This window comes from Clostridium sp. CM039, from assembly GCF_055081075.1.
The window spans coordinates 220,491-238,593 of record NZ_CM143649.1 but is presented as its reverse complement, the minus strand read 5'-3'; the positions used below and the strand labels follow the sequence as shown (position 1 = coordinate 238,593).

The following is an 18,103-nucleotide window of genomic DNA, read 5'->3' as shown; positions in this document are numbered from 1 at the left end:
TATTTTATTATAATATTTTTTTATAATATTTTTTTTATAATCCAAATCTTTAATTTGCAACTTTAACCATACTATGCCTTAATACCTTGTTATCTTTTTTATAACCTTTTTGGAATACTTCTACTATTTCATTAGTTCCATATTGTTCATCTTCAACATGCATTACTGCATTATGAAGATTTGGGTCAAATTCACCTTCTGAGACTAATTCTTCTACCCCTAATTTAGTAAAGGCATCATTAAATTGTCTTACCGTCATCTCCACACCGACTCTTAGATCTTCCCCAGTTCCTTCAACAGAAAGTGCTCTTTCTAAGTTATCAAGTACTGGCAAAACCTCTTTTAAAACATCGGCGCAAGCATCTGTGTATATACCATGTTTCTCTTTTACTGTTCTTTTTCTAAAGTTCTCATATTCAGCAGATGTCCTTAAATATTTGTCTTTAAAATCATCTAGCTCACTCTGTAATTTAATGTTTTCTTCTTCTAATTTTTTCTTATTTTTTTTCATATCTTTTTCACTTTCTAAAAGTTCTTCAACTTCTTCTACTATTTCAGCTTCTTCTGCAGTTTCCTCTATAGAACCCTCTGTCTCTTCCATAGTGCTTTGACTTTCGCCAGCTTCATCAACTGAGCTTGAAGCCCCATTATTAGGTATTGATGTGTTTTCTTCTTTTAAATCTTCTTTTAAAATTTCCTGATTATTTGTATTCACTAAATCATCCCTCCATTTCTGGCTCAAAGTAAATCTTTTAATTTTAAAATTTATCTATGATCATCATAAATTTGAGCTATATTATCATTTAATTCTTTAACTATCCCAGTTAGTACAGATATAACTTTTCCATAAGGTATTCTTGTTGGTCCTATAACGCCAATAGATCCGAGCGGTATTCCGGACGCGCTATAAACAGCTGTTATAATACTGCATTCGCGAGCACATTCAACAAAATTTTCTTCACCAATTTTAATTGTAATATTACCTGTAATGTCCCCTACTCCTAGTAAACTATTTATACTCTCTTTATTGTCTACTAAAACTAAGAACTCACGAGCTTTAGTAATATTGTTATATTCTGGGTAGTTAAATATATTTGCAGCACCCTGAATATATACTTCTGAAGTCTCAACACCAGACAAACTATCATATAGAGCTGGAATAATTCCATCAAAAATTTCTTGATAAAATGCTAAATCTCTTTTTAAATTATTAATAACTTCTAAATTTATTTGCTCAATTGTAAGCTTTCTCAATCTAAAATTAAGCATATTGTTAAGTTTTGCAATGCTATCACTACCAATAGGTTTTCTAATCTTAATAACATTATTTTTGATGATACCACTGTCTGTAATAATTACAAACAAAATACTCTCAGCATCTAGATTCATTAGCTGAATATATTTTATACAGCTCTTTTGAACAGATGGTGCCTTAACTATAGATGTAAGATTTGTAAGAAGAGAAAGCATTTGTGTTGCTTGCTTAACGATTTTATCAACCTCATATAAAGCAGCATTAATAAGGTGATTTTTGATCATATATTCTTCCTCATTGGATAATTTCGTAAGTTCCATAAGTCTATCAACATATAATCTATAACCCTTATCTGATGGTTTTCTACCAGATGATGTATGCAACTGTTCTATATATCCCAGCTCTTCGAGGTCTGACATTTCATTTCTTATAGTAGCTGGACTAATACCTAAATCGTACTTTTTAGCTATGGTTCTGGATCCAACAGGCTCACCATTATTTATATAATCTGTAATTATAGCCTGAAGTATTTTAATTTTTCTTTCATCCATTTCCATAATATCACCTCTTTTATTAGCACTCACTACAGTTGAGTGCTAACGAGTATGTATTAAAAATATCATTTGCTAATGTATTTGTCAATAACCTTAATTTTTTAATTTAGCCACTATATGTTGATTATATCGATTTAAATTAAGTATACTACGCTTTCCTTTGATTTTCGTGGTGCTATAATATTAATATCTTTAGACAAAAATTTATGGCAATGCATTTATAGAAGAAATTCTGCCATAATCACATTCGATATTTCAATACCTTCATAAGTTAAAAAAATATTGTTATCATTTTCCTCCATGAATCCATTACTTACATATTTATTTATTACTTCCCTATAAACACTATCTATATCTTTGTCAAATCTTTTCCTAAATTCACTTTTGCTTATGCCTACATTCTTTCTAAGACCCATAAACATAAACTCTTCCATATCATCTTTAAATGAATTCTTTATTTTTTCCACTATTGCACAACAATCAACATTTATTTTCTTAATATATTTTTCTATATTTTCTTCATTTCTATACCTAAACCCATCCCTATATGAATGAGAGGAAGCGCCGCATCCTATATATTCGCCCATTTCCCAATATACTAAATTGTGTCTACATGACTTATTGATTTTTGCAAAATTTGAAATTTCATATTGTATATACCCTTTTCCTCTTAAATATTCTATTGTCTGTGCGTACATAGTTCGTTCTATTTCCTCATCCGGAAGCTTTAATGTGCCTTCTTCAAGCCCTTTATAAAAAGCCGTTCCCTCTTCCACTATTAGACTATAGCAAGATAAGTGTTCTGGATTAAGGTTAGTTACATTCTCTAAAGTCTCTATCCACTGCTTAAGCGTTTGAGACGGAAGTCCAAACATTAAATCTACATTGATATTATCAAAACCTAGATTTCTAGCCATTTGAAAGCTTTGTTTAAAATCTTCAATAGTATGGATTCTACCCAGCTTTTTAAGCAAAGAATCTTGAAAGGCTTGAAGTCCAATGCTGATCCTATTTACTCCTATTTTTTTTAAAAAGTTTAATATTTCCCCTGTAAATGTTCCGGGGTTTCCTTCCACTGTAAACTCTAAATCGTCACACATATCCAATCTATCAATACTTTTCCCTATCATTTCCCAGCCCGCTAAAGATAAATAGGTGGGAGTTCCCCCACCTATAAATATAGTTTTTATTTTTTTATCTCTTATACTATTTATTTCTTTTGCTAGAGCTGCGGCATAATCAAGCATACACTCCTCTTTACCAGCAAATGACGGAAAATCACAATATAAACACTTCTGCTTGCAAAAAGGAATATGTATATACAACGCAACATTCTTCATAGTTTAAGCCTCACTTTATTCCTAATCTACTTTAAGTATAGCCATAAATGCTTCTTGTGGAACTTCTACACTTCCCACTTGTCTCATTCTCTTTTTACCTTCTTTTTGTTTCGATAATAATTTTTTCTTTCTTGAGATATCTCCACCATAACATTTAGCTAAAACATCTTTTCTAAGTGCCTTTACAGTTTCTCTTGCTATTATCTTTGAGTTTATAGATGCTTGTATTGGTATCTCAAACATTTGTCTTGGTATAAGCTCTTTTAGTTTTTCAGCCATAATTCTTCCTCTATGGTAAGCTCTTTCCTCCGGAACAATCATAGACAGCGCATCTACTTTATCTCCTTTAAGTAAAATATCTAGTTTTACGAGCTGAGTCGTGGTATAACCCTTAAATTCATAATCAAAAGATGCATATCCTTTTGTTCTTGATTTTAAGGCATCGAAAAAGTCGTATACTATTTCATTAAGAGGCATGTCATAATTGAGCACTACTCTAGTGGTTTCTATATATTTCATATCAATATATACGCCTCTTTTTTCTTGACACAACTCCATAACTGATCCTAAATATTCTGATGGTGTTATGATAGACGCTTTAACTACTGGCTCTTCCATATAACTAATTTCCGTTGGTTCTGGAAGATTTGTAGGATTTGTTATTTCTATTAATTCTCCATTAGTTTTCATTACTTTATATATAACTGATGGGGCTGTCGTAATGATTTCTATATTAAATTCTCTTTCTATTCTTTCTTGTATTATCTCCATATGAAGAAGGCCTAAGAATCCACATCTAAATCCAAATCCTAAAGCGATAGATGTCTCGGGTTCAAATCCTAGCGCTGCATCATTTAACTGGAGCCTTTCTAGTGCCTCTTTTAATTCTCCATATCTAGCACCATCTACCGGATAAATACCACTAAACACCATAGGCACTGCTGGTTTATATCCCTTAAGCGGCTTAGACGCTGGTCTAGACGCTTCTGTTATTGTATCCCCAACTCGTGCATCCCTAACATTTTTTATAGATGCTGTTATATATCCAACATCCCCAGCACTTAGCTGCGGTACGGTCAGATAATTTGGAACAAATACTCCAACTTCTACTACATCGTATATTTTATTAGTATTCATCAGTTTAATCTTTGTTCCTGCTTTAACAATTCCATCTTTGATTCTTACATAACATACAACACCTTTATAACTATCATATGAAGAATCAAAAATTAAAGCTTTGAGTGGTGCTTCTTCATCTCCACTAGGAGGTGAAATCTTTTTTACTACAGCTTCTAGAACATCTTCTACATTAAGCCCAGTTTTCGCAGAGATTAGAGGAGCATCCTGAGCTTCAATACCTATTACGTCCTCAATTTCCTGAATTATCTCGCTTGGCCTTGCACTAGGAAGATCTATTTTGTTAATAACTGGTGCAATATCTAGGTTGTTGTCCAGAGCAAGATAGCAATTTGCTAAAGTCTGAGCTTGAATCCCTTGTGATGCATCTACTACAAGCACTGCACCTTCACAAGCAGCTAAGCTCCTTGAAACCTCATAGTTAAAATCTACATGTCCCGGAGTATCTATAAGATTGAATATGTATTCTTCTCCATTCTCCCTTTTGTAAACGAGCCTTGCTGGTTGAGATTTAATAGTAATACCTCTTTCTCTTTCGAGGTCCATATTATCAAGTACTTGTTCTTCCATTTCCCTTTTAGTTAAAGTGCCTGTCTTTTCTAATAATCTATCTGCAAGAGTAGACTTGCCGTGATCAATATGTGCAACTATCGAAAAGTTTCTTATGTATTTTTGTCTATTACTCGGCATTAATTTGTACCCCCGTTATTCTATATGAATCAAATCATTTGCTTTAGTTTAACATAAACATACTTATCCTAAAGCATATTAGTTTTATAAATTAAATTATATCATAAATATCTCTAGTTTTGTAAGCGTATTATGATTCTACATTATACTTTATTTCGCTTAATATATGTATTTTTATATTATTTTGAAAAAATACCATTGTATGTACTAATGCATTTTTTTTTCATGTTATCAAATATTTTATTATTCACATAAAAACCATAGTCCTTAGTCTCTATTCTAAAATCTACAGGTTTTAATTTAAAACCTATTGTAAATTTCGACTTATTTCTCACAAGTTCTGTCTTATTAATATTAACTTTGATGAATCCATAAATTAAAACAGAAAAAGAAATAAAAATCACAAGAAAATATTTAATTCTACCCTTTTTAAGCATAAAAAGTGCCTCCTTACAATTGCCCTAAATAGATAATAATTATTAATTATTATCTTCTCCTTAGTAAGGATGCACTTTTTAAAATAAATTATTCATTTTTTCCCATTTAATTGTTCTGCCATTATTCTTGATAAATACTTACCAGTATTTTTCACCTCTTGGACAGTATTACTCTCGGCACCTACTTCAATTAGCATAGCATTATCACTTCTATCTTGATTATAAAACCTAATTCCACGATGATAAGCATGGATTTCATTGCCTCTTATAAGATTTGGGTATAATTTATTTGATATTCCTATCATGGAATTTATTAATTTCTTTTGCTTTGCGTATCTAGGGTTTCCATCTGTCACTACAAACATATATTTAGCTACATTTTGCCCATTTATTTTAGTAGTTACTGCATTCTTATTCGGTACACTATCTCTATGTAAATCTATAATTAAATCGAATTTTTCATATTCCTTTAAATACCTGTCTAAAGTAACTCCAGATTTTTTGTAGGCACTATTATAATCTCCTTTATCATGCACAGTTTTATCATGTATAACTGCAATTCCATATTTTTTTTCTAGTTCATCTTTAATTACATCTCCTACAGTGCAAACATTTCTTGTTTGATCTAAACTACAATCAATTTTAGATCTATCATTATCTGATGTGCGATAAGCTTCACAGGTATGAGAATGGTATATAAGCACTCTAGGCTTTGCATTATTTAAAGCTTTTTTCAAATCAGGATTATCAAGGGGAGCTACCTGATTAGAATCTTTATCTTTAGCTTCTGCTTCCGCTTCCGACTTACTTACCTGTTTATCTTCTAATTTAAAGGGATTAGGACTAAATTTTGAATTGCTTACATCAGCGCTAGCGTCATCGTTATCCAAAAATGCAACTTCTTTCACTATTATAGATATAGGATTTAAGATATCTACTCCTAAAAATGATAATGCTGAAAGTTTCACGCTATTTTCACTGTTAGTATACTGCTGCTCTGTGTTTGAGGACTTAATTACTGCTAATGTATTATTAATAACATTAACATAAAAGTAATTTCTATATTTCCCTTCATTATCCGCCTTGGCACTTTTAGGTAAAAACAGGCTTAATAAAAAAATAATGAGTAATATGAAAACACAAAAAAATATTCTAACATTACTATTTTTTTTAATAGCATATTTTGAAAAATTCATTTTTTTACTTAGCATATTCTTATATTTACCTTTAATTTCTATACCTTTGTAACTCATCTTTATCCCCCCCGCTTATACAATATATATGAGGGAATATATGAAGTTATTACTAGTTCAAATACTTATTTATGTCCTCTAAGTCTAATGCTGGTTGTAGCGCTATATTAATACCATTTGCAATAATTTTAGAAACTGAATTTATAACCATATCAATTTCTTTTGGTGTAACTACAAGGTTACCAACATATGGATTTAATATTTCAGCAATCATTTTTTGTTTTTCTACCTTATCAATTGACTTAAGCATATTGTAAAATTCTTTGCCTTCATTTGCGGATTTAATCATTTCATCAAGTACTAAATCAATGGTATCATTCGCTAGTGTTGCCGCATCAACTACTGTTGGAATCCCAATAGCAATAACTGGCACGCCTAAGGTTTTTTCACTTATTTCCATCCTCCGATTCCCAATTCCAGCTCCTGGAGAAATTCCAGTAGTCCCTATTTGTATAGTTCTGTTGACCCTATCCATTTTTCTAGAAGCCAATGCATCAATGCAAATAACTAAATTAGGTTTGATTTTCTCCACTATGCCGCGGATTATTTCACCAGTTTCCATACCAGTTATTCCTAGTACTCCAGGGGATATGGCACATACTGGCCTTATACCTTCATCTATAGAGTCGGGTACTAATTGTTTTAAATGCCTAGTCACCATTATTTTTGAAATAACTTTTGGTCCTACAGCATCAGGAGTAACGTTCCAATTACCGAGTCCAACCACGAGCGCTGTCATACTATCCTCTAATTTTATTAGCGGAGCGAGCACCTCTCCCATTACAACGCTTACTCTGTCCATAGCATCACCATCATAGTGAACAAATTCAGGAATATCAATAGTTATATATGTACCTTTTGGTTTTCCCATCATTTCTTCGCCAATATCACTTACTATTTTTACATTAGTAATTTTAATATCGCCCTTGCTATACTCTTCTACATCAACACCTGGCATCTCACCATTGTTTTCTGCTTTGTATATTTCTTTAGCTTCAACAGCTAAATCCGTTCTTACACTTATCATAATTTCACCTCAACTATATTTTTAATATTAGCTTTTCCTAATAGCCCTTTCCTATCCCTTCAAAATTTTTTTTTAGGCTTTTCACTTATTTAAAATGCGCCTTATATTAAAAATTATATATATAGATTAAATTACACTTGAAGTGATTAAATTTTAATGCTATAATATCAGTTGAATAATTAAAAAGATTCGTACGCAGTTTTACCCAAGACTGCTGACATGTTATTAAATACGAGGGTGGTGAAATTAAATGGCAAATATTCAATCAGCAAAAAAAAGAATTAGAGTTACTGCAGTTAAAACACAAAGAAACACAATGATTAAATCTGCTTTAAAAACTAAGGTAAAGAAATTTGAGACAGCTGTCGTTACTGGCAATGTTGAAGAAGCTAAAGTTACATATGCAAGCGTGGTTAAAGCTTTAGATATGGCTGTAACAAAAGGAATACTTCACATAAACAAAGCGGCAAGAAGAAAATCTAGACTAGCAGCTAAGTTAAACGCTTTAAGTTTAACAGCATAATAAAAAACCGGTGATTTACACCGGTTTTTTGTTTTTTTGTATAAGATATTTAAAGTAATAACAATTCAAAAGTAGACACGCTTAGAAATGATATTAAATCGTCATCTACGAAGCTATAATGTTACATAACAGTTTTTATCATAAAAACTTCAATATTAAGCTTATCATCAGTAGACGCACTTTTTAAGATTTTTTCTGTATCGACACATAGTTCAATATTTCTCTTTAGTGCCTTTATTGTAAACTTCATACTCTGCGAGATCATTTTTTCACAAATATACGGATGAAGCTTTAATTCGCTCGCCAAAATTTCTTTTGTTTTCCCGCTATCAATGCCTAATTTAAGATTAAATAAAAGATTGAATTGTCGTCCTAGCATAAATAAGATAAGTGGTATCTTCTCTCCTTTGTATATAAGTTCATTTAAAACGTCTAGAGCTTTCTTAATATTTTTCTGAGACAAATAATCAACTAAATTAAAAATATCATTTTCACTCTTTTGAGGCATCATCTCCAAAATATCTTCTTTAGTAATTTCTCTTCCCTGCGTAAATGAAACTAATTTCTCTATTTCATTTAATATTATATCCATGTTATTGTCTACCTGGCTACAGAATAAAGTAAGTTCTGATCTCCCAATTTTCGTTCCAGCGTTTTCAAATAAATTCTTGCACTTTTTTTGAAGCGATTCCCCCCTTAATTTATCAACTTTTATGACACATGATTTTTTATCTAGTTTTTTTATTTTATTGCTTGGTTTTTCTCTGTCACTTAAAAACACATAATATATGACTAAAATGCAATGTGGTGAAGGATTTTTCAAATATTCGCCTAGCATAGCGAAATTTTTGCTTTTTATATCTCCCGAATTTTTACTTCCACCACTATCATCTAAAAATGAAGCCCTGTATACAACCACAACCTTTTTATCACTCATAAACGGCATGGTTTCACAAGCATCTATAATTGTCTCAAAATCAATTTTGCTACCATCAAATTTCGAGTAATTCAAATCCATGAAATCCTTACTTAATACATTATCGGTTATAAATTCAACATGATTTTTTATTAGTTTTTCATCCGATCCGCAAAATATATAACAATTATCTAGTTCATGTTTCTTGATTTTTTTCTCAAGCTCTGTAAAGTTAATCAAAATATTTCCTCCAACCCCTGTGAAAATTTTAATGTTCTGTTTCCTATAATTACATATTTATTTATTATTGTACCTGGTAATGTGTATGTTTCATCCTTTTTTAGCTTTACAATACATTTAAATGGTATAATTTCTTCACCGATATTATTAGATAATGCACTATCATTAAATACCGCCCTATCGGGTTCTACATTTGTGTTTTTCACAAAACACACTTGTGCTTCTAATTTATTACCATTACTAATTAGCCTAATTGCATATCTCTGTGAAAGTCTGATAGTTGAATCTCCCGTGTAACCCTTAAAAACTTTATCTACCTTCACAGGCACTTTTAAATCCTTCACATTAATATTGCCTGTGGTCACCGCAATTGTAGTTTTTTTATATTGTAATAAAACTATATCATTCTTATTTATATTTATATAGCTAATCTCGGGAAAAACCTTATAATTTTGAAAAGCAAAAATAAAAACAATGCAAATTGGAACATACTTAAATTGCCCATAACCTTTTTTAATTCCAACATAGCACAGATATAGTCCAAATACAACTAAACTCTCTAAATAAGAGAAGTATATTATTTCTGGTAATAATATACCTAGCATTTTTTGAATAAATTCTATAATCATTAAAACAGTATATAGTCCGTAGTTTACTAAATTGAACAATTGATAAATTGGGCTAAGTACTAAACCCATATTCCCCAGCACCACAACTATCGTATAGAATGGCAATAACAATAAGTTACTAAAAAGGAATCCTAAACTAAAAGTTTTAAGGGCTCCAATTGCATAAGGCATAGAAAATATTTGGGAACTTAGACTTAAACTAAAAGATTCGTTTAAAGCAGATGGTAATTTGTATAGCACCTTTTTCATTTTCTTATTATATACTATAATTCCCAGAACACAAAGGAATGAGAGCATAAAGCCTATATCAAGAATATAAAAAGGTCTAATTATTAATAGTATAATTGCCGCTAGGCTAAGAGAAGATAAGCTATCATATTTTTTATAAACCATACTTGATATTTTCAATATAAAAATCATTATAAATGCTCTTATTGTAGAGGCTTGACCTCCCGTAAATATCATATATCCAAAAGAAAATAATAAAGCTATTTTATAACCCATAATAATTTCTAAAGCTTTATATACTATTGACATGTGTAGTCCTGATACACTTATAACATGACTGATACCTAATTTTTTAAAATCTTCTTTTTGCGTTTTTTCTATGTATCCACTGTCTCCAAAACATACTGCCATAACTAAAGCAGATTTTTCTTTTCCTAATACTTCTGAAAATTTTCCATATAAGCCTCTTCTAAAACTTTCAATTTTCGATATTAAATCTTCATTACAAATCTTATAATTTTTAACTGTATATGTTCCAACGATGCCTCTTTCATACACTGCCAATTTTCGAAAATTACCATTTATCCAAAAACTTCTTCCCTGCGTTAACTCAAAGATATCGCCTTCCAAAACAATTTTCTTATTATCATATTTCGCAGTGCAATAATATGTACTTTTTTCTGAAATCCTCACTTTTAACTTTTGCTTACTTGGCAGATTAGTATTAAAATAAGAATAATAATTTATAGTTCCAATAATAAAAAAGCAAACTACTATATAAAAAAACTTTTTATCTATAGTAAAAAACATTATAGCTAAAAAGGATGCAGCTATAACTGCACCTAAAATAGGATTATTTATTAAAATCAAACAAGTAAGGCATCCCATCAATATTGTTATTGCATAATACACTAAAGGTCTAACCATAATAAACTATTCTACTTGAAAATTTATCTATTAAAAAGAACATATAAATTTGTTCCATATTTTTTTGTTTCCTTATAATTTAAGCATTATTAAAAATATACTTTCAAGCATTTTCACACCTCCACAACCTTTATTTTGTCCAATAAATATTCATACTAATCAGCTTCTTCTTATTTATTTGAATAGATTAGTATAGTATAAATATACTTTTTAATAGTAAATAGAAGACTTTAGAATAAATATCTAAAGTCTCCTTAATTTTAAATGCTTAATTTAGTTTTTTTATACTAACATTCAAAACCCTTATAACAATTTTAGAAATCGCATCTATTACGGTTTCTTCTATGATGTCTCTTATTGCAATTTATTACAACAGTATTGCAACAACAATCATCTCTGTCACAATCATTCCTGCCACAATCATCAGCTAGTAATAATAATATTATCCACCAACAACACATATATATTCCCCCCCTCTCCGAAGGCAAATATTTTTGTTTAAAATCATTTTTCCTAAGTTTCTGCCATTAATGCTTCTTTTGTTGTTATATAATATTATGCTTACTACAAAAAGGTTCCACTTAAATCATCTTCGAAGCTGAAATGTCATTAACGATAAAAAAATAACAGAATTTTTCATCTGTTATTTCAACAATTACTTCACCTTATTAATTTGTTATTTTTAGACTCTCCAATTTGAATTTCTCCATCTGAATAAATATACATTCCTTGCCCTTCTCTTTCATCATTTTGCCACTGCCCAATATATTTTTCTCCCTGGGCCCAAGTATGAATTCCTTCTCCATGCCTAAGTCCATTCTTTAAGTCACCTACATATGTGTCTCCATCTGGCCATGTACAAATACCTTGACCACATTTTTCACCATTTTCCCAAAATCCTATGTATTTTTCACCATCAGGCCATGTATATATTCCATATCCATGTTTTTCATCATTACTCCACTCTCCTATATATTTTTCTCCACCTGAAAAAGCCAGTGTACCTTGGCCATGCATTTGATCATTTTTCCAAAGGCCTACATATTTACTTCCATCGCTATAACTAAAAGTGCCCTCGCCATGTTTCTTACCATCAACTCTTCCTCCTTCATAGGTTCCCCCATGAATATGTTGTGTTTTTGCAATTATAACATTATTTATTCTAATTTTATTTAAATTAGCTTTACTTAATTTTATGTTTTTCATATTCAAATCGCTCCTTTACTTATGTACTTATAATAATGCATATGCATTATCTTCTATATACTATACCATATTCTTTTTAAAATTATGCAATAATTTTCTACAAAACAAAACCTATAGGAATTAATTCCTATAGGTAATTTTTCTTAGATAATATTATCTTTGAAATCCTCTATTGTTTTGTTGTTTTTTAGCTCTTCTACAATCAGGACATCTTTGTGGTTCATTTTCGAATCCTTTTTCTTTATAAAATTCCTGTTCACCCTCAGTGAATACGAATTCTTGTGAACAATCTTTACATACTATAGTCTTATCAGCCATTTAAACATTTCTCCTTTTTAATTATATTAAGATTTAAGATCTGATTTACTTTATATGCCTAAAAAGGTAATGTTTTAATCATATCAAATATCTTGTTGTTGTTGATTTTGCAATCCCAACTCATTAAGAATAACATATATTTTGTTAATATGCAATGTTTTTTTAACACTTTTTAAAATACTAAATATTTATTGACTAGCATTTCGAGCTATTGTTAAATTAATTGTTCCCTTAACAAAATCGATAGCTTGCAGTTTACTATGCCCCTTATGTTTTATTTCCTGCTCTTCTTTTATTGCTATTGCTTTATATGGATATTCTTTCTCATTGTTTTCTACAACTTCTATTACGTAACCCCTATATTCTTCCATACTCCACCTCTTATTATTTATTTAAAATTTTGTTCATAATTATATATTTCACATATATTATTTGAAACTAAACAGTAATTTTTTTAAAACTTCCTTAACATTAACATTTGTTCGTAAAATTTAAATCTAGTTATAATTTTTCTTTTTTATCCTCCTATTCTAATGTCATTATAACACATTTTGAATAATTTGAATATTCTTTTATTAATATTATTATTCAACTTCTAACGACATTCACCTTCGCAGAAGATTATCTAATCCTCCTTTCTATGTTTCTTTTTTACTACTTTAAGTCTAAAAAAGTCTTCTCTTTCTTTTTCTTCTAAAACTTCTGTAACAAATTTGACCATTTCCTTAAATTTAGGGATTTGTATATTTTGAAGTGCATTTGCTCTCTTTTGAGTTTTTTTTATTTCCATGGCTAATCTGTAGACAGCATTTTCTACTTCTGCCAGCTCATAGGTTAAATATTTCACGTTATTAAACTCTTTCATAGACTCATCAATAGCCGCACTGCTTCTATAAAATCCATACTTTGGTTCTATTTCTTTTCTTTCAAAAATAATTTTAGGAACTTCTACACCCATAACACTTTTAAATAAAATTTTATAGTCTTTAGCTTCGCCTATGGTCATAGCTACGTCTTCTATTTCTATTATTCCTGAATTTATATTTGCAGATTCTAGCGCTTTATATGCCTTTGAAAAAGTTATATTTACCTCATCTTGAAGTTCGCGCGCCTTAGATACATAAGACATCATTTCTCTTATAAGTACATTTCTCTTTTTATCTAATAGTTCAAAGCCTTTTTCAGAAAAGTCCAAGGAATTTTTAGCAGCCATTAATGTAGATTTAGTTGGTGCAAATGTTTCCATATTACTCCACCACTATTTTATAATATTTTTCTAAAATCTTAGGTGAAACCCTATCCAACTCATTACTCGGCAATATGCTAAGAACTTCCCAAGCTAAATCTAAAGTTTCTGTCATATCTCTATTTTCATCATACTCCTGTTTTAAAAACTTTTCTTCAAATGCTCTACCAAAATCCATATATATCTTATCTATTTCTGAAAGCTCATCTTCTCCTATAACTTGAGCTAGTGCTATTACATCCTGAACCCTAGAGTAGGCTGCAAATATTTGATTTGATACATCTCCATGATCTTCCCTTGTAAAGCCTTCGCCAATGCCATCTTTCATAAGTCTCGACAGGGAAGGAAGGATGTTTACTGGCGGATAAAAGCCTCTTTGCTCTATTCCGCGACTTAAAACAATTTGCCCTTCGGTTATGAACCCTGTAAGATCTGGTACTGGATGCGTTATGTCATCATTAGGCATAGTTAATATAGGTATTTGTGTTATACTACCCTTTCTCCCTTTCATCATTCCAGCCCTCTCATACAGTGACGCTAGATCCGAATATAAATATCCTGGATAACCTTTTCTACTTGGAACTTCTTCTTTTAAGGAAGAAAGTTCTCTTAACGCTTCACAATAATTAGTCATATCTGTAAGTATTACAAGTACATGCATGTCCTCTTCAAATGCTAAGTATTCTGCAGCAGTCAATGCACATCTTGGAGTTATTATTCTCTCAACAATAGGATCGTCTGCTAGATTTGTAAACATAACCACCTTTTCAAGCACACCCGCTTCTTCAAAACTTTTCTTAAAGAAGTTAGAATCATCATACTTTATGCCCATAGCTCCAAATACTATACAAAATTTTTCATCAACCTCATCAGAAATTTTTGCTTGCCTTACAATTTGTGCTGCCAGTTCATTATGCGCCATACCATTTCCAGAAAATATAGGAAGCTTTTGCCCTCTTATTAATGTAGCAAGACAGTCTATAGATGATATTCCTGTTTGTATATAGTTTCTAGGGTATTTTCTAGCTACAGGATTCATAGGCCTTCCATTTATATCGTATTTTTTTGAAGAATAAACTTCGCCACCATTATCTCTTGGATCGCCTATCCCGTTAAATTCTCTTCCCAATATATCCTTTGTAAGAGCTATTTTAAAAGATTCCCCTCTGAAATGAACTGATGTATTGTTGACAGACATACCAGTTGTGGTTTCAAAAACTTGTATTATAGCCTTGTCTTTATAAATTTGAACAACCTTCCCTTTTTTGTTATACTTTCCATCCACCACTATATCAACAATTTCATCATATGCTACATCTTCAACACTGGAAAGTATAATTAAAGGCCCTTGAATTTTATTTAACATTAAATATTCTTTTTTCATATTGGACCTCCCTGCTGGTCTCTATAATGTAGATAATAATCATTATCTATATTTTTCTATAATTCCATCAAAATAATTCACTAATTCACTTTCTAAATCATCTATTATCGAAAGCTCATCATTGGGTACATTGTATTTCATTTTATAAAGCTTTTCCATTAATTCTTTGTTTATTATAACAGAAATTGGTATTCCAAATTTCACAGCCCTGCTTGCATTATCATAAAACGATTCTATAACTTTAAGCATTTTATATTGTTTGTTTAAAGGTGCATAAGTATCTACAGTATTATAGGCATTTTGTTGCAAAAATGATATTTTAAGGCATTTCGAAACCTCTATAATCAACCTTTGCGCGTCCGGCAGCACATCTTCACCTACCAATTTAACTATCTCCAGAAGCTTATTTTCTTCATATAAAAGTTTAAGCATCTTTGCTCTTAAGTCCATTACGTCTCCCGCCACGTTTTCCTCATACCACTCCTTTAAAAGTGATAAATAGCCACTATAACTAGCTAACCAGTTTATTGCTGGATAGTGCCTTGCATAAGCTAATTTTTTATCAAGTCCTAAAAAAACAGAAACGAATCTTTTAGTATTTTGAGTAACAGGTTCTGAGAAATCTCCTCCCGCAGGCGACACTGCCCCAATTACAGTAACAGAACCCTCTGTATTATTTAAGTTTTCTACATAACCCGCTCTTTCATAAAACTCTGCAATTCTTGATGGGAGATAGGCTGGATAACCTTCCTCAGCAGGCATCTCTTCAAGTCTTCCAGAGATTTCACGTAAGGCTTCTGCCCATCTCGAAGTAGAATCCGCCATTATAGCAACGTGATATCCCATATCCCTAAAATATTCCGCTATAGTTATTCCTGTATAAATACTTGCTTCTCTTGCAGCTACGGGCATGTTTGATGTATTAGCTATAAGCACAGTCCTATTCATAAGTGGTAAATCCGTTCTAGGATCTATAAGTTTCGGGAACTCTTCTAGAACTTCTGTCATTTCATTTCCTCTTTCTCCGCAACCAATGTACACTATAATATCTGCATCAGACCACTTTGCAAGCTGATGTTGGGTTATAGTCTTTCCAGTACCGAACCCCCCAGGGATAGCGCAAGTTCCTCCTTTAGCCAAAGGGAAGAATATATCTATTATTCTTTGGCCCGTGATAAGTGGTTTAAAAATAGTTTTTTTATCTTTTACCGGTCTTGGCGTTCTGCAAGGCCAATATTGATAAAGTTTAAGTTCATAATTTTCCGCGCCTTGCTTTAATTTTGCTACTGTGGTTTCTATATTGTATTTTCCATTTTCGCATGCCCAGGTTACAGTTCCAAAAACCCCTGGAGGAACCATTATCTTATGCATAATGGATGCAGTTTCTTGAACGTTTGCGTATATTTGTCCTTCTTTTAATTCATCTCCAAGCTTTACGATAATGTCTACATCCCAAAGTTTTTCTTCATCAAGAGAAATGAGCCCTATACCCTCTGGTAAAAATCCATAAGACATTTCATTTATCTTTTCTAGTGGCCTCTCAATTCCATCAAATATATTTCCGAGTATTCCTGGCCCTAATTTAAGAGAAAGAGGACTCCCAGTAGAAATTACAGGTTCACCTATCTTAAGACCGCTAGTTTCTTCATAAACCTGAATAGTTGCAAAGTCTTCTTCTATTATTATTATTTCACCTATAAGCTTCCTCGCGCCTACCATAACCATTTCTCTCATTTTGAAGCCCTTCATGTGTTCAGCTTTTATAACTGGACCATTTACTCCGATTATGTTTCCTACCATGTTATTCCTCCCCTTTTTAGGCCAGCATTTCCATAACTCTAACACCAATTGTTTCTTTACTATCTTGTAATGCAGCATATATACTATTATTTATAATAAATGTTCCTTCAAAATCTTTTAGTATATGTCCACCTATAAAGTCTTCTTCTGAAATTTTCACTTCAAAATTATGATCACAATACTCCTTTAGTATAAGTCCAATTTCACTTTGAAATTTTTCGTAATCCCTTTTTAGTACTATAATATAGTAGTTTCCTTTATCCATCGCATTTAAAGTCTTTTTAAGGTTACTTATGAAATACGGTTTATATTCCTCACAACTAACAAATTGTACAAGCTTTACCCGAACATTTTCTAGAGCATCACTAATCAACTTATCCTTAAGGAACAACACTTCTCTTTGTTTATTAAGCCTTTCTTTTGCTACTATTCCATTTGCTTTAATATTAGTTTTTTTTGTAACTTCCCTTTGGATGCTCCGTCTAAGCTCTTCTATCTTTTCTTTTTCTATATTGATTTTTTTTTCAGCCTCAAAACTGAATGTTTCTAATTTTTCTTCTTTTTCTTTATTTACCTTGTCATATATTATCTTAGAAAATAAATTTATCTTATCTTCAATTGTGGTCATAACTAACCCTCCTGCGAATTCTTATGCTCCTATTATACTTGTATAATTATTATATCTTAATCCCTATAGCCTCTTTAACGTATCTTAATATAGAGTCACTACCACGATTCCAGCCGTGCCTATCTGGAATTTCCACCAAAAGGGGTCTTTCCCTTGATAATTTTATGACGCTTACCTCGTCTGGTATTAAAAGAGCAATTTTCTCTGTTATTATTATTATTCCTATTCCCTGATTTTTTTTTAATTCTTTTATTTTTTCTAATATTTTTTCTTTTTCATGAAGAACAATGCCTTCTATTCCTGCCATTTTCATCCCTACAAAAGTATCCACATTATCACTTATTAAATAACTTGTCATAATCCTC

The 18,103-nt window shown here is 31.1% G+C and carries 19 protein-coding genes; 1 reads left to right on the top strand and 18 read right to left on the bottom strand.

The window, feature by feature from the left end; translation table 11 throughout:
• Window positions 1-49 precede the first annotated feature (49 nt).
• The 7 genes from grpE to gpr form a co-directional block, all read right to left on the bottom strand.
• Window positions 50-658 (bottom strand): nucleotide exchange factor GrpE, encoded by a 609-nt coding sequence (gene grpE, locus ACWJJ2_RS01050; RefSeq protein ID WP_462953166.1) that lies wholly within the window; start codon window positions 656-658, stop codon window positions 50-52.
• A gap of 107 nt (window positions 659-765) precedes the next feature.
• Window positions 766-1,812: a heat-inducible transcriptional repressor HrcA gene (gene hrcA, locus ACWJJ2_RS01045; protein WP_216301796.1), complete on the bottom strand. Its 1,047-nt coding sequence runs from the start codon at window positions 1,810-1,812 to the stop codon at window positions 766-768.
• Between the two features lie 215 nt (window positions 1,813-2,027).
• Window positions 2,028-3,149, bottom strand: coding sequence for a radical SAM family heme chaperone HemW (hemW, locus tag ACWJJ2_RS01040; protein WP_216301795.1), 1,122 nt, complete (start codon window positions 3,147-3,149; stop codon window positions 2,028-2,030).
• A gap of 21 nt (window positions 3,150-3,170) precedes the next feature.
• The gene (lepA, locus tag ACWJJ2_RS01035; RefSeq protein WP_216301794.1) at window positions 3,171-4,976 is read right to left on the bottom strand and encodes a translation elongation factor 4; all 1,806 of its coding nucleotides are present in this window, start codon (window positions 4,974-4,976) and stop codon (window positions 3,171-3,173) included.
• Between the two features lie 179 nt (window positions 4,977-5,155).
• Window positions 5,156-5,413: a hypothetical protein gene (locus ACWJJ2_RS01030; RefSeq protein ID WP_462952892.1), complete on the bottom strand. Its 258-nt coding sequence runs from the start codon at window positions 5,411-5,413 to the stop codon at window positions 5,156-5,158.
• A gap of 92 nt (window positions 5,414-5,505) precedes the next feature.
• A complete protein-coding gene (locus tag ACWJJ2_RS01025; RefSeq protein ID WP_462953734.1) occupies window positions 5,506-6,666 on the bottom strand; it encodes a stage II sporulation protein P in 1,161 nt (386 codons plus the stop codon).
• Between the two features lie 52 nt (window positions 6,667-6,718).
• Window positions 6,719-7,693, bottom strand: a complete 975-nt coding sequence (gpr, locus tag ACWJJ2_RS01020) for a GPR endopeptidase (RefSeq protein ID WP_216301791.1) — start codon at window positions 7,691-7,693, stop codon at window positions 6,719-6,721.
• A gap of 250 nt (window positions 7,694-7,943) precedes the next feature.
• Here gpr and rpsT point away from each other — a divergent pair, with 250 nt between their 5' ends.
• Complete coding sequence (gene rpsT, locus ACWJJ2_RS01015; protein WP_165413726.1) at window positions 7,944-8,216, top strand: 30S ribosomal protein S20; 273 nt, start codon at window positions 7,944-7,946, stop codon at window positions 8,214-8,216.
• A gap of 121 nt (window positions 8,217-8,337) precedes the next feature.
• Here rpsT and holA read toward each other — a convergent pair whose 3' ends face one another.
• From holA to ACWJJ2_RS00960, 11 genes are all read right to left on the bottom strand, one after another.
• Window positions 8,338-9,372 (bottom strand): DNA polymerase III subunit delta, encoded by a 1,035-nt coding sequence (gene holA, locus ACWJJ2_RS01010; protein ID WP_220285961.1) that lies wholly within the window; start codon window positions 9,370-9,372, stop codon window positions 8,338-8,340.
• Window positions 9,369-11,156, bottom strand: coding sequence for a ComEC/Rec2 family competence protein (locus tag ACWJJ2_RS01005; RefSeq protein ID WP_462952890.1), 1,788 nt, complete (start codon window positions 11,154-11,156; stop codon window positions 9,369-9,371). The genes holA and ACWJJ2_RS01005 overlap by 4 nt, the downstream gene beginning before the upstream one ends.
• Before the next feature lie 314 nt (window positions 11,157-11,470).
• The gene (locus ACWJJ2_RS01000; RefSeq protein ID WP_165413723.1) at window positions 11,471-11,617 is read right to left on the bottom strand and encodes a hypothetical protein; all 147 of its coding nucleotides are present in this window, start codon (window positions 11,615-11,617) and stop codon (window positions 11,471-11,473) included.
• A 199-nt stretch (window positions 11,618-11,816) separates the two neighbouring features.
• On the bottom strand, window positions 11,817-12,362 hold the full coding sequence (locus tag ACWJJ2_RS00995; RefSeq protein WP_165413722.1) for an MORN repeat-containing protein: 546 nt from the start codon (window positions 12,360-12,362) through the stop codon (window positions 11,817-11,819).
• Window positions 12,363-12,515: 153 nt separating this feature from the next.
• A complete protein-coding gene (locus ACWJJ2_RS00990; protein WP_165413721.1) occupies window positions 12,516-12,680 on the bottom strand; it encodes a zinc-ribbon domain-containing protein in 165 nt (54 codons plus the stop codon).
• A gap of 188 nt (window positions 12,681-12,868) precedes the next feature.
• A complete protein-coding gene (locus ACWJJ2_RS00985; protein WP_165413720.1) occupies window positions 12,869-13,051 on the bottom strand; it encodes a hypothetical protein in 183 nt (60 codons plus the stop codon).
• Window positions 13,052-13,305: 254 nt separating this feature from the next.
• A complete protein-coding gene (locus tag ACWJJ2_RS00980; protein WP_165413719.1) occupies window positions 13,306-13,926 on the bottom strand; it encodes a V-type ATP synthase subunit D in 621 nt (206 codons plus the stop codon).
• Between the two features lies 1 nt (window position 13,927).
• The gene (locus ACWJJ2_RS00975) at window positions 13,928-15,310 is read right to left on the bottom strand and encodes a V-type ATP synthase subunit B (protein WP_165413718.1); all 1,383 of its coding nucleotides are present in this window, start codon (window positions 15,308-15,310) and stop codon (window positions 13,928-13,930) included.
• A gap of 42 nt (window positions 15,311-15,352) precedes the next feature.
• Window positions 15,353-17,110: a V-type ATP synthase subunit A gene (locus ACWJJ2_RS00970; RefSeq protein ID WP_216301788.1), complete on the bottom strand. Its 1,758-nt coding sequence runs from the start codon at window positions 17,108-17,110 to the stop codon at window positions 15,353-15,355.
• Window positions 17,111-17,126: 16 nt separating this feature from the next.
• Window positions 17,127-17,738 (bottom strand): V-type ATP synthase subunit E, encoded by a 612-nt coding sequence (locus ACWJJ2_RS00965; protein ID WP_216301787.1) that lies wholly within the window; start codon window positions 17,736-17,738, stop codon window positions 17,127-17,129.
• 49 nt (window positions 17,739-17,787) lie between these two features.
• A complete protein-coding gene (locus ACWJJ2_RS00960) occupies window positions 17,788-18,096 on the bottom strand; it encodes a V-type ATP synthase subunit F (RefSeq protein WP_216301786.1) in 309 nt (102 codons plus the stop codon).
• Between the last annotated feature and the right edge of the window lie 7 nt (window positions 18,097-18,103).

Coding starts and splice junctions, on each gene's coding strand:
- ACWJJ2_RS01025 (WP_462953734.1), bottom strand. CDS start 6,666: ATGAGTTACAAAGGTATAGAAATTAAAGGTAAATATAAGAATATGCTA.
- ACWJJ2_RS00995 (WP_165413722.1), bottom strand. CDS start 12,362: ATGAAAAACATAAAATTAAGTAAAGCTAATTTAAATAAAATTAGAATA.
- gpr (WP_216301791.1), bottom strand. CDS start 7,693: ATGATAAGTGTAAGAACGGATTTAGCTGTTGAAGCTAAAGAAATATAC.
- ACWJJ2_RS00970 (WP_216301788.1), bottom strand. CDS start 17,110: ATGGTAGGAAACATAATCGGAGTAAATGGTCCAGTTATAAAAGCTGAA.
- ACWJJ2_RS00960 (WP_216301786.1), bottom strand. CDS start 18,096: ATGACAAGTTATTTAATAAGTGATAATGTGGATACTTTTGTAGGGATG.
- rpsT (WP_165413726.1), top strand. CDS start 7,944: ATGGCAAATATTCAATCAGCAAAAAAAAGAATTAGAGTTACTGCAGTT.
- ACWJJ2_RS00980 (WP_165413719.1), bottom strand. CDS start 13,926: ATGGAAACATTTGCACCAACTAAATCTACATTAATGGCTGCTAAAAAT.
- ACWJJ2_RS00985 (WP_165413720.1), bottom strand. CDS start 13,051: ATGGAAGAATATAGGGGTTACGTAATAGAAGTTGTAGAAAACAATGAG.
- ACWJJ2_RS00990 (WP_165413721.1), bottom strand. CDS start 12,680: ATGGCTGATAAGACTATAGTATGTAAAGATTGTTCACAAGAATTCGTA.
- ACWJJ2_RS01030 (WP_462952892.1), bottom strand. CDS start 5,413: ATGCTTAAAAAGGGTAGAATTAAATATTTTCTTGTGATTTTTATTTCT.
- hemW (WP_216301795.1), bottom strand. CDS start 3,149: ATGAAGAATGTTGCGTTGTATATACATATTCCTTTTTGCAAGCAGAAG.
- hrcA (WP_216301796.1), bottom strand. CDS start 1,812: ATGGAAATGGATGAAAGAAAAATTAAAATACTTCAGGCTATAATTACA.
- lepA (WP_216301794.1), bottom strand. CDS start 4,976: ATGCCGAGTAATAGACAAAAATACATAAGAAACTTTTCGATAGTTGCA.
- ACWJJ2_RS00975 (WP_165413718.1), bottom strand. CDS start 15,310: ATGAAAAAAGAATATTTAATGTTAAATAAAATTCAAGGGCCTTTAATT.
- ACWJJ2_RS00965 (WP_216301787.1), bottom strand. CDS start 17,738: ATGACCACAATTGAAGATAAGATAAATTTATTTTCTAAGATAATATAT.
- ACWJJ2_RS01000 (WP_165413723.1), bottom strand. CDS start 11,617: ATGTGTTGTTGGTGGATAATATTATTATTACTAGCTGATGATTGTGGC.
- ACWJJ2_RS01005 (WP_462952890.1), bottom strand. CDS start 11,156: ATGGTTAGACCTTTAGTGTATTATGCAATAACAATATTGATGGGATGC.